This window comes from Stenotrophomonas sp. YJH_SMC_91 (genome assembly GCF_059368495.1).
This window is the reverse complement of sequence record NZ_JCAFRT010000002.1, coordinates 169,840-181,339: the sequence shown is the minus strand read 5'-3', so window position 1 is coordinate 181,339 and position 11,500 is coordinate 169,840. Positions and strand designations below refer to the sequence as shown.

10 protein-coding genes and 1 pseudogene are annotated in these 11,500 nt (G+C 67.7%); 6 read left to right on the top strand and 5 right to left on the bottom strand.

The features are described 5' to 3' along the window. Positions 1-238: 238 nt before the first annotated feature. Positions 239-634 (top strand): hypothetical protein, encoded by a 396-nt coding sequence (locus AC5P5X_RS04410; protein ID WP_227860284.1) that lies wholly within the window; start codon positions 239-241, stop codon positions 632-634. 29 nt (positions 635-663) lie between these two features. Here the strand turns inward: AC5P5X_RS04410 and AC5P5X_RS04405 are convergent, their stop codons facing one another. Beyond that, positions 664-1,305: a hypothetical protein gene (locus tag AC5P5X_RS04405; RefSeq protein ID WP_012480569.1), complete on the bottom strand. Its 642-nt coding sequence runs from the start codon at positions 1,303-1,305 to the stop codon at positions 664-666. 182 nt (positions 1,306-1,487) lie between these two features. Between AC5P5X_RS04405 and AC5P5X_RS04400 the strand changes: the two genes are divergently transcribed. Continuing rightward, complete coding sequence (locus AC5P5X_RS04400; protein WP_043035214.1) at positions 1,488-2,648, top strand: amidohydrolase family protein; 1,161 nt, start codon at positions 1,488-1,490, stop codon at positions 2,646-2,648. A gap of 77 nt (positions 2,649-2,725) precedes the next feature. On the opposite strand, the gene AC5P5X_RS04395 is transcribed toward AC5P5X_RS04400, so the two are convergent. Both AC5P5X_RS04395 and AC5P5X_RS04390 read right to left on the bottom strand, forming a co-directional pair. Continuing rightward, complete coding sequence (locus AC5P5X_RS04395; RefSeq protein WP_012480567.1) at positions 2,726-3,163, bottom strand: DUF3806 domain-containing protein; 438 nt, start codon at positions 3,161-3,163, stop codon at positions 2,726-2,728. 132 nt (positions 3,164-3,295) lie between these two features. Then, positions 3,296-4,177 carry a LysR substrate-binding domain-containing protein gene (locus AC5P5X_RS04390; RefSeq protein ID WP_012480566.1) on the bottom strand — a complete coding sequence of 294 codons (882 nt, stop codon included), beginning with the start codon at positions 4,175-4,177 and terminating at the stop codon, positions 3,296-3,298. Between the two features lie 122 nt (positions 4,178-4,299). On the opposite strand from AC5P5X_RS04390, the gene AC5P5X_RS04385 reads away from it, so the two are divergent. After that, the gene (locus tag AC5P5X_RS04385; protein WP_012480565.1) at positions 4,300-5,001 is read left to right on the top strand and encodes an ankyrin repeat domain-containing protein; all 702 of its coding nucleotides are present in this window, start codon (positions 4,300-4,302) and stop codon (positions 4,999-5,001) included. A 51-nt stretch (positions 5,002-5,052) separates the two neighbouring features. After that, positions 5,053-5,430 (top strand): annotated as a pseudogene (locus AC5P5X_RS04380) (amidohydrolase family protein); the annotation flags it as partial. A gap of 13 nt (positions 5,431-5,443) precedes the next feature. Here AC5P5X_RS04380 and AC5P5X_RS04375 read toward each other — a convergent pair. Then, entirely contained in the window at positions 5,444-5,962 is a 519-nt protein-coding gene (locus tag AC5P5X_RS04375) for a sigma-70 family RNA polymerase sigma factor (protein WP_111189338.1), read from the bottom strand. A 150-nt stretch (positions 5,963-6,112) separates the two neighbouring features. On the opposite strand from AC5P5X_RS04375, the gene AC5P5X_RS04370 reads away from it, so the two are divergent. Continuing rightward, positions 6,113-6,502: a VOC family protein gene (locus AC5P5X_RS04370; protein ID WP_005413725.1), complete on the top strand. Its 390-nt coding sequence runs from the start codon at positions 6,113-6,115 to the stop codon at positions 6,500-6,502. A gap of 195 nt (positions 6,503-6,697) precedes the next feature. Continuing rightward, complete coding sequence (gene betT, locus AC5P5X_RS04365; RefSeq protein ID WP_111189337.1) at positions 6,698-8,677, top strand: choline BCCT transporter BetT; 1,980 nt, start codon at positions 6,698-6,700, stop codon at positions 8,675-8,677. Positions 8,678-8,750: 73 nt separating this feature from the next. Here the strand turns inward: betT and AC5P5X_RS04360 are convergent, their stop codons facing one another. Continuing rightward, complete coding sequence (locus tag AC5P5X_RS04360) at positions 8,751-11,378, bottom strand: TonB-dependent receptor (protein WP_111117599.1); 2,628 nt, start codon at positions 11,376-11,378, stop codon at positions 8,751-8,753. Positions 11,379-11,500 lie beyond the last annotated feature (122 nt).

The window sequence follows — 11,500 nt, the reverse complement described above, 5'->3', positions numbered from 1 at the left end:
GATGCGCATGGATGTCAGGGGGTGGAGTGTGATTGCCGTGCTGGCCATTGCAGGTTGCAGTGGCAGGCAGGCGGCCAGCGTGGAGGATGCCGCGGAGGTGGCCAATGCCGCGCCTGCGCCGTCCCTTTCCAACCCCGCGACCGATGCTGTATCAGCGCGCGTGCCAACGGCATCGAGTACCACGACGGCTGCCCCTGGGCTCGCGCAACCGGAGGGTCACTTCCTCGAGGGCGAGCGCATGCTGCTGAACGAGGGTGCGGTGTCCGCACAGAAGAGCGAGGCGGTGCTGGGTTCCGACAAGGCCTTCGCGCAGGCGATCAGCCAGTTCGAGCGCGATGCAGCCGGTCACCTGGAAGTGCAGGACCTGACCCGGCTCTACAGGGCGGCCGCGACCCGGCTCATCGGCAACGACGGCACGCTGGTGTCTTTTGCCTGCGGCTACAGCCTGTGCGTTGGCGAGATCCGCAGCCGTACCGATGAGGATTTCAGTGCCTGGTCCGAGGCGATCGGCATGGACAAGGTGGCCCCGGTCTACAGCCTGGCCACGGCGCCGATGACATGGGGCAGGGACCAGCATGGCGGGCGCTTCGTGTTCTCGGTGGATCCGGCCGCCAACGGCATCACGGGCCCGTAGCGCCGGCGGATGACCGGCGCCACGGCGCGTTACGGAAGCGCCTGTTGCAGGTACGACTCGATGACGTAGCTGAAAGGCTGCTGCTGGCGGTCGCGCAGCAGGGCGCGCACTTCAAGGATCACGCCGCGGTCGCCTTCGCCCCGCGGCGGCCAGAACGTCTGGTCGGCCAAGGTCTGGCGCTGGAAACCGAGCGGGCCGACCACGCGACCGAACGGTTCGTCGGTGCTGTCCAGCACCTGGTTCATGGCCGGGCTGAGATGGCCGGGCAGGTACCAGTTGTCGGCCTCGGACAGCACGCGGCTGCCGCAGACCAGCTGCACGCGGCGATAGCGCAGCTCGGCACCTGGCTTCACACCCAGCGCCTGCAGCACGTCGGCGGGGGCAGGCTTGTCCTGGCCGTGTACGCGCACTGCACGCACCCGCGCCTGTTCGGCCAGGCCGTGCTCGGCGCACCAGTGTTCCAGCGTGGCAGTGGCGCTCTGCCCGGACAGCACGCGCTGGTGCAGGCGCTCGACCAGTGCAGCCGGGGCAATGCGCTGCTGACCCGGCGGCGACTGCAGCGGCGCAGCGGCCGCCGCATCAGTGGCGGACAGGCTGGCGATCGGGGCGGCGGCAAGCAGGGACGCGGCCTGCCAGCGGCGGAGACGATCGTGGCGGTCGGACGGGCCCATGCGGCATCACAGCGGAAACAGGCGCCCATGTTACCCGTTCAGGGGTGTGCACGGCGTGGCTGCGACCGGTTGTCGCAGGGCAGTCATCGTTCTGGTGAATGCGTGCCATCCAGATATTTCGTTGGCCGATGGCTGCGGCGAGGCGCACGATGGCGCCATTCTTGGCATTCCGGGAGTTCCCGATGACCCTCCAGTTCGTCCATGGCGGTGTCGACCGCGACGGTGCGCCACTGCATTTCCATATCCGTGATGGCCGCATCAGCGGGCTCAATGGCGAGGCGGCGCCGGCCGACGCGGCGGAATGCGTCGACCTGCAGGGCTTCGCGGTGCTGCCCGGGCTGGTCGACGGCCACATTCACCTCGACAAGAGCTTCGTCGGCGACCGTTGGCACCCGCACCAGCCGGTGAACAGCCTGCGTGAGCGGCTGGCGGTGGAGAAGGCGGCGGTGGCGGGTGCGGCACCGATGGTGGACCGTGCCGAGGCGCTGATCCGCCAATGCAGTGCTTTCGGTACGGTGGCGATGCGCTGCCATGTCGATATCGACGGCAGCACCGGTCTCGGCCATCTCGAAGCGGTGCGCGAGGCGGCACTGCGCTGCGCCGACATCATGCGGATCCAGCTGGTGGCGTTTCCGCAGGCCGGGGTGATGTCCTGTCCCGGCACCGCCGCCGTACTGGAGCAGGCGCTTGCCGCGGGCGTGGAGGTGCTCGGCGGCATCGACCCGACCACGCTCGATGGTGATGCCGAAGGCCAGCTGGCGCTGCTGTTCGGCCTGGCCGAGCGTTACGGCGTGCAGCTGGACATCCATCTGCACGAGCCCGGCGAAACCGGCCTGGCCCAGCTGCTGCGCATCGCGGCGCGGACGCGGGCCGCCGGCCTGCAGGGGCGGGTTGCGGTCAGCCATGCCTATTCGCTGGGCGACGTGCCGCTGGCGCGCGCGCTGCAGGTGGGCGAAGCACTGGCCACGGCGGGTGTGGCGATCATGAGCAACGCGCCGGGCGATCATCCTTTCCCGCCGCTGCGCGCGCTGCATGATGCCGGTGTGCGCGTGTTCGCAGGCAACGACAACATCCGCGACTGCTGGTGGCCGTACGGTAACGGCGACCTGCTGCAGCGGGCGATGTTGCTGGGCTACCGGTCCGGCTTCTACACCGATGCCGACCTGATGCTGGCGCTGGACATGGTCACCACCCACGCCGCGCAGGCGATCGGCCTGCCGCAGCATGGTATTGCCGAAGGCCGGCCGGCGACGTTCGTGGCCGTGCGTGCCGACCACGGCCCGGCCGCTGTGGCCGGGGTGCCGGTGGAGCGCCGCGTGGTGGTCGACGGCCGCTGGCTGTAGATCCACGTCATGGCGTGGATGCGCCATCGCGTGGTCTCATTCATCCACGCATGGCGTGGATCTACCCCGATGTACCGTCAGGCGTAATCGTCGGCGCGGGTGGCGACGAATTCCTCAAGCCACGCAAGCAGGTGGGCGATGTCGATGATCTCGCCCTGTTCGACGCGCTTGAGCAGCAGTGTGCTGGCGCCGATCTGCAGGCTGCTGTCGGCATAACGCAGCACCGCGTCGATGCCCCATGCATCGGTGACCTGCATCCAGGCCAGGCCCGGCACGCGCTGGGCCAGGGTGTCACCGAATGCCACGCCCAGCGCTTCCCAGCCATCGCAGTCGGCACGGTCGATCAGCTTGGCATCGATCACGCGCTGCAGTGTGCTGGCCGCCAGCGGCCACTGCACCGGCAACGTCGGGAAGCCGGCCGCCACGCGCGCGGCGATCAGCGAGCGCTGGTGCTGCAGATGCGTCTGCAGGGCAGCGGGCAGGGGATCGAAGCGGGTGGGGATTTCGTCGGACATGGCAGGGCGCCGTGGGGCACGGAAACAACAGGCACTCTACGAGGCGATTGTTGCCCGCTATACGGCCGGAGTGACCATGTTTCGATGCGTGATGCGCGAAAGGCATCCACGCATGGCGTGGATCTACCGTGGTCAGTCCGGTTCGCGCTGCACCTGCCGCCACAGCTCGCTGGCCAGCGCACGCACGGCATCGTCGGCGTCGGCACGGTGCAGCAGGCCGATTTCGTAGTTGTCGATCACCGGCAGCTCGCGCTCGCCATCGATGATGCGGTGCTCGCGGCTGACCGCGCGGCGTGGCAGCAGGCTGATGCCGATGCCATCGGCCACCGCGCCCTGGATGCCGCTCAGCGACGAGCTGGTGAAGGCGATGCGCCAGCGCAGGCCCAGCGCTTCCACGGCATGGATCATCTCGTCGCGGTACAGCCCGCGCGGGGGGAAGGTGACCAGCGGCAGCGGGTCCTGCTGCAGGCAGCTGCTGCGCAGGCTGTCGATCCAGTGCATCGGCTCGCGGCGGCAGTGCACGGCCTGGCGGCTGTTGCGGCGCTGCTTGACCAGCACCAGATCCAACTCGCCATGATCGAAGCCCTGCGCCAGGTCGCGGCTGAGGCCGCTGCTGATCTCCAGCTTCACCTGCGGGTGGCGACGGCTGAAGGCGGCCAGCATGCGCGTGGTCTGCGCGTTGACGAAATCCTCGGGCACGCCGATGCGGACTGCGGTCTCCACCATCGCACCGGCCAGCGCCTGCGCCATTTCCTCGTTCAGGTCGAGCATGCGCCGCGCGTAGCCGAGCAGGGTGTGGCCGGCATCAGTGGGGTGCACGTCGCGATGGCCGCGTTCAAGCAGGCGATGCCCGGCCAGTTCCTCCAGCCGGCGCACCTTCTGGCTGACCGTGGACTGGGTCGAATGCAGGCGCGTGGCCGCCGTGGTGAAGCTGCCGCAGTCGGCCACCATCACCAGCGCCCGCAGCAGGTCCAGTTCGAACAGGGTTCTATTCGATTTGGCACTGTCTTGCATTTGAACATTTCACTTCTGGATACCCAGGCCGACTTCTACCATGCAGGGCAGGGGCCGGCAACGCCCGGCTGTTGCTACCGTCGCACGGCGTTCCGTGGCGACGGACATGAGGAGACACTGTCATGCGCGTCCATCATTCCGCTGGTTGGCCTGCGCCGTTCACGCGCGTGCTGCTGTTGTGCCTGCTGGCCATGGTCACCCCTGCCTGCACCGCCACGTCCAGGGCCGACGCAGACGCGCGCCTGCGGGATGCCGCCAGCCGCGGCGACGCCGATGCGGTGCGACAGGCGATCGAGGATGGCGCCACGCTGGAGGCGCGCGATGGCCAGGGCCGCACCGCGCTGCTGCTGGCCACGCATGGCAACAACGTGGATGCCGCGCGTGAGCTGATCGAGGCCGGGGCAGACGTCAACGCCAAGGACGCGTTGCAGGACAGCGCCTACCTGTACGCCGGTGCGCGCGGCCTGGACGAGATCCTGGCGATGACCCTGGCGCATGGCGCCGATCTGCGCAGCACCAACCGCTATGGCGGCACCGCGCTGATTCCGGCCGCCGAGCGCGGTCACGTCGCCACTGTGCGCACGCTGCTGCGGGCCGGTGTGGCGGTGGACCATGTCAACCGGCTGCACTGGACCGCGCTGCTGGAAGCGATCCTGCTCGGCGATGGCGGTGCGCGCCACGTGCAGATCGTGCAGCTGCTGCTGGAGGCCGGTGCCGACCCGGAGCTTGCCGACGGCGACGGCGTGACGCCGCTGGCGCACGCGCGCCAGCGCGGCTATACCGGAATTGAGACCCTGCTGCGCCAGCACGGCGCGGTGCGTTGAATGCAACCCCCTTCCACCCGCACGCTGGGCGTGCCCATCAGGATGCTGTCCATGTTCCGTTCCCGTCCGTTGTCCCTTGCCATCCTCCTTGCGGTAGCACCGCTGTCGGCGTCTGCCGCCGAGCGCGCCGACCTGCTGATCCGCAATGCCACCGTGGTCGATGTCGAGCACGCCAGCACGCTGGCCGGGCAGAGCGTGGTGATCCGTGGCGAGGACATCGTCGCCGTCGGTCCGGACGCGCAGCTGCGCAGCCAATGGAGTGCGGCCCGCCAGATCGATGCCAAGGGCAAGTACCTGATTCCGGGCCTGTGGGACATGCATGTGCACTTCGGTGGTGGTCCGGCGCTGATCGAAGAGAACAAGGCGCTGCTGCCGCTGTACATCGCGCATGGCATCACCACGGTGCGTGACTGCTCCAGCGCCGGGCCGGCCACTGCCGCGCTCATGCCGCCGCGTCGCCGGACAGGCGCAGGCAATGCAGCATCGCCTGCGCCATGTACTTCTTGACCATGCGCTCGGACACGCCCAGCTGTCGGCCGATCTCCGCATAGCCCAGTCCGGACAGCCGGGCCAGCAGGAAGGCACGCCGTGGCCGCTCGGCCAGGCCGGACAGCATGTCAGCGATGGCATGCAGGAGCTGCAGCGCCTGCGTGCGCTCCTCCGCAGAGGGATGCACCGGCTCCGGTTGTGCGGCCAGCGCGGTCAGATAGGCGCGCTCCAGGTCCGCGCGCTGCCAGTGGTTGACCAGCAGCGCGTGCGCGATGGTGCTGAGATAGGCGCGCGGCAGGCGCAGTTCGGACGGATCGACGCGCCGGCTGAGCAGGCGCAGGAAGGTGTCCTGGGTCAGATCGGCGGCGCAGTCGGCGTTGTGGGTGCGGCGGCGCAGCCAGCCCAGCAGCCAGCCATGGTGTTCGCGGTAGAACCCCGCCAGCGCGGTGCTGGAGGCGGCGGGCACGGCCATCGGCACGGGTCATTAATGAGAATGATTCCCATTATAGGGTGATCGGGCGGCGCACGACAAATCCTGCGCATGCCGCAGCAGGAGAGGTCGCCGGATTTGCGATGCCCGGCGTGCTCGCCGACACTGCGGCTTTCCACAAGGAGTGCCCGCATGTTCAGCCACATCACCGTAGGAACGAACGACATGGATGCCGCGCGCCGCTTCTACGATGCCCTGTTCGCCGCGATGGGGGCACGTCCGGGTGTGTTCGACGAAAAGGGTCGGCTGCTGTACTTCAAGGATGGGCGGATGTTCGGCGTCACCGCGCCCATCGATGGGCAGCCTGCATGCCATGCCAACGGCGGCACCATTGGTTTCACCCTCGACAGTGCCGAGGCCGTGCGCGGTTGGCAGGATGCTGGCGTGGCCCATGGCGGTACGGCCATCGAAGACCCGGCTGGCATCCGCAGCATGGCCGGGCGCCAGCTGTTCCTGGCCTACCTGCGCGACCCGGACGGCAACAAGCTGTGCGCGGTGCATGTGGTGCATGTGATGTCGTGATTGGACAGTACGCGCGTGGCCGCGATGCACGCTGTGCGCGCGCGGCTGCGCTCGCAGATATGCTTCGGCGCGCGCGTGATAACACGGAATGGCGGGCCGGGCCTGTGACCACAGGCCGCAACTTCATGCTCTGTCCACTGCGGTTCAGCCAGAATCGGTCGGCTAACCCTTTGATCTACCGGAGAACGCCGCCCCATGGAAGTACTGGAGCCGCAACAATCCCCGGTGCGCACCCTTCGACCTGTGTTCGCCTTCGCGGCGATCGTTGTCGTGGCGTTCGCGCTGTTTGTCAGCTTGTTCCCGCTCGGTGCGGGCCGCCTTCTGGTCAAGGCGCAGGACTGGGCCGCACTCAATGTCGGCTGGTACTACCTGCTGGCGATGACCCTGTACCTGGTGTTCGTGGTCGGCGTGGCGCTGTCCAAGTACGGTGGCATCAAGCTCGGCGCCGACCATGACGAGCCGGAGTTCAGCTACCTTTCCTGGGCCGGCATGCTGTTCGCCGCCGGCATCAGCATCACCCTGTTCTTCTTCTGCGTCTCCGAACCGCTGACCCACTACCTGCAGCCGCCGCAGGGCGATCCGGCCGCGGGCGAGGCCGGCGCGCGCCAGGCCATGCAGCTGCTGTTCCTGCACTGGGGCCTGCACGGCTGGGGTGTGTTCGCGCTGGCGGCGATGGCGATGGCCTACTTCGCCTACCGCCACAACCTGCCACTGGCCCTGCGCTCGGCGCTGTACCCGCTGATCGGCAAGCGCATCAACGGGCCGATCGGCTACACCGTGGACGCGCTGGGCATTGTCGCTACCGTGTTCGGCATCGGTGCCGACATGGGCTTCGGGGTGCTGCACCTGAATGCCGGCCTTGCGCACCTGTTCAACATCCCGCATTCCAACCTGGTGCAGATCATCCTGGTGGTCAGCATGATGGGCGCGGCGGTGGCCGTGGCCGTCTCCGGCGTGGAGAAGGGCGTGCGCTGGATGGCCAACATCAACATGCTGCTGGCGATCGCGCTGGTGCTGTTCATGCTGTTTGCCGGGCCGACGCAGTACCTGTTCAGCACGCTGATGCAGAACCTGGGCGACTACCTGGGCAGCGTGGTCGGCAAGAGTTTTGATGTGTACGCCTATGGCGGCCGACCAGAATGGCTGGGCGGCTGGACGGTGTTCTACTGGGCATGGTGGATCGGCTGGGCACCGTTCGTGGGCTTGTTCATCGCACGCATCTCACGGGGCCGCACCATCCGCGAATTCGTGTTCGGCGTGCTGCTGATCCCGCTGGGCTTCACCCTGGCCTGGCTGTCGATCTTCGGCAACAGCGCGCTGGACCAGGTGCTGCACCACGGCCAGCAGCAACTGGCACAGCTGGCGGTGGATGATCCACCGACGGTGCTGTATGCACTACTGGACAGCTACCCGTGGAGCCGCACGGTGATCGCGGTGACGGTGCTGGTCAGCTTCATCTTCTTCGTGACCTCGGCCGACTCGGGAGCGGTGGTGTTGTCGACGCTGTCCTCGCATGGCGGTGCACCGGAGGATGATGGTCCGCGTTGGCTGCGTGTGTTCTGGGGCACGGTGATCGCCGTACTGACCGCCGGGCTGCTGCTGGCCGGCAGCATCGATGCGCTCAAATCTGCGGTGGTGCTGGCGTCGCTGCCGTTCTCGGCGGTGCTGCTGCTGATGATGTGGGGGCTGACCCGCGCCTTCAGTGACGAATCGCACCGCAAGCGCGCGCTGCAGTACCGGCCCTCGCCGCTGATCGGCGACGACCGCCACCACCAGGGCTGGCGCCAGCGCCTGAGCCAGGCCATGCATTTCCCGGTGCGCGACCAGGTCTACCGCTTCATGGACGACACGGTGAAGCCAGCGATGGAAGCGGTGGCCGAACAGCTGCGCGGGCAGGGCTGGGATGTGGCCACCCGCTTCGAGGCCGGCGACATGGAGCTGACGGTCAATCACGGCGAGCAGCAGGACTTCCTGTACCGGGTGATCCTGAGTGGCTACCTGACCCCGTCGTTCGCCGCCCAGCAGCTGCGCAACCAGCGCTACTACCGCGCCGAGGTGCACTTGTTCGAAGGCAGCCAGGACTACGACCTGGTGGGCTACAGCCGCAAGCAGATCATCAACGACATCATCAGCCAGTACGAACGGCACCTGCAGTTCCTGCACCTGAGCCGGTGATGCGGTGGGTGCGGACCGTTGGTCCGCACACCCCTGCAGAGCCGAGCCCATGCTCGGCTCTGCAGGTGGCGCATCAGAACCGGTAGCGCGCCCCCAGCGAAATGAACTGCCCGCGCAGGTTGTACTGGCTGATGTCGAAACCATTGGAGCCACCGGCCGGGTCGAACGGCGGGTCCTTGTCGGTCAGGTTCAGCACCGACAGCGACAGCGTGGTGTTGGGAATCCCTTCGTACGCCACGTACAGGTCCAGCTGGTGATACGGCTTGATGCGGTCGCGCAGGCCCGGGTTGCTGGTGGCCGTCGCCACACGCTGGTCATAGCCGCTCACGTACTGCAGGCTCAGCGTGCTGCTCCAGTCGCCCACTGCCCAGTTCAACGAGGTGGTGCCGCGGGTGCGCGGCAGTGCGCCGTGGCGGTTGTTGCCGGCCCCTTCATACGGTGCCTGACCGGCCACCAGCGGCTGCTTGAAGCTGAGCAGATGGGTCCAGCTGCCGGCCACGGTGAAGTTGCCCCAGCCTTCGGTGCGGAAGGTGCGGTTGGCTTCCAGGTCCAGGCCCGAGGTGGTCAGTTCGCCCTGGTTGGCATACTGGTTGGTGATGAACTGGATGCGTCCCTGTGCATCACGCTGCACGCGGCCGGGGAACAGCGTCGGGTTGTCGACGATGAACTGCGCGCTGTCCGGCTTGACCAGGTTGTCCTGCTCGATGCGGTACCAGTCCAGGCCCATGCTGGTATCGCCATCGGGCGACCACACCGCGCCCACGTTGAAGTTGCGCGAGCGTTCGGCCTTCAGGTCCGGATTGCCGGTGCGGATGTTGGTCACGCCACGGCTGCCACCGGGCTGCAGCGGATCCAGCGGATCGATCACCGAGCCATAGCTGACGGTCTGGCCCGGCGCGATCTCCGGCAGCGACGGTGCACGGAAGCCACGCGAGAACGAACCACGCAGCAGCAGGCTGTCCAGCGGCTGCCAGCGCAGCGCCACCTTCGGCGAGAACGCGTTGCCGAAGTCGTCATAGTGGTCGCCACGACCGGCCACCTGCAGCTCCAGCGTGCGGTGCAGCGGCACGCTCAGTTCGGCGTAGGCGGCGCTGACCTGGCGCTCGCCGTTGACCACGTTGATGGCCGGGCGCAGTTCGGTGCCCGACAGCACCTGCGCACTGGTGCGCGCGTCCAGTGATTCCTTGCGGAACTCGGCACCCCAGGCGAAGCCGACCGCGCCGGCCGGCAGCTCCCACAGCGAGGTCGAGGCCTTCACGTTCAACGAATGCAGCTTGTACCAGCCCGGACGCTTGGTCTGCAGGCGCAGTGCATCCAGCGCGCCCGGCGTGCTGGACGGGTTGAGGAAGTTGTAGCTGCCATCGCGCAGGATCTGCTCGAACGCGTAGCGGTTGACGAAGTTGTCGACGTATTCGCGCTGCGCGCTCTGCGAGGTCAGCGCCGCCACCTCCCAGTCCCATCGCTCGCCGCTGCCGCGCACGCCGGCCAGCGCACGGTAGAACACCTGGGTGTTGTCTTTCAGGCGCGGGCCGAGATCGAAGAAGGTGTACTCGAACGGCAGCGGCGCGCTGCCCGGGTTGTTCGGGTGGCCGACCGGCAGCACCGCCGGCACGTCGATCAGGGTGCCGGTGGCCGGGTTGTAGGCACGCAGGCCCGGGCCGACGGTCAGCGGCGCGCTGAAGATCTGGTCGGCCTTGTTGTGGCTGTACAGCACATCGGCGAACGCCTCGACGCTGTCGTTGAAGCGGTAGGTCGCGCTCAACGACGCCTGCAGGCGCTCGGCGCCGGGCTGCAGGGTCTTGAACGGCTGGGCGTTGAAGGCGCAGGCCTGGCCGGGCAGGGTGCTGCCGAAATCGCTGTACGGGCGCAGCTGGCTGCCATCCGGGCAGTTGGCGAACGGTTGCGGTGCGCGCGGGTTGGACAGCCAGTTGCCACCGGCGGTGGACCAACCGGCCAGGCGACCGCCGGGCTTGTCGCGGAAATCGCCGCTGCGGGTGTAGGCACGCTGGTCGGCGTCGAGGCGATCACGCTTGAGCAGGTCCAGCCCGAACAGCACGTTCCAGCCCTGCTGTTCGAGGTCACCGAAGCCAGCCAGCAGGTTGACCTTGCGCTCGTTCAGGCCGCCTTGGGTGGCGGTACCGAAGCCGCCGCCGACTTCCACGCCCTGGAAGTTCTTTCGCAGGATGATGTTGATGACGCCGGCGATGGCATCGGAACCGTACACCGCCGAGGCGCCATCCTTCAGCACTTCGATGCGTTCCACTGCGCTGATCGGCAGCGCGTTGAGGTCGACGAAGGTGTCCTGGGTGTTGAGCGCAAAGCCGAAGTTGGACACACGATAGCCGTTGACCAGCACCAGTGTGTTCTTCGGCGACAGGCCACGCAGGCCGATCGAGGCCGAGCCGGCGGCGAAACTGCCGGTGTACTGCTCGTCGAAGCTGTTGCCGGCATTGGCCGACAGGTTGCGCAGCACGTCGGTGAGGGTGGAGCGGCCGGTCTGCTCGATCTGTTCGCGGCTGACGATCTGCACCGGATTCGGCCCGGCGGTATCGCTGCGCTTGATGTTGGAGCCGGTCACCAGCACGGCGCCGAGGGTGGTGCTGTCCTTGCCAGTATCGGCGGATTCAGCGGCGCCGGCAGCGCCGGCGGTGAGGCCCAGCGCGATCGCGCCGGCAAGCAGGTTCAGGGTGGTGCGGTACATGGAAGCGACAACGCCGAACGGGGGAGGAGCCGTCAGTACCGCACGCAGGCACGTGCGCCTTCCAATGACGAAAGCGCATTCAGTTATACATCACAGGTTCTTAACGACCGGGATGCCCCTTT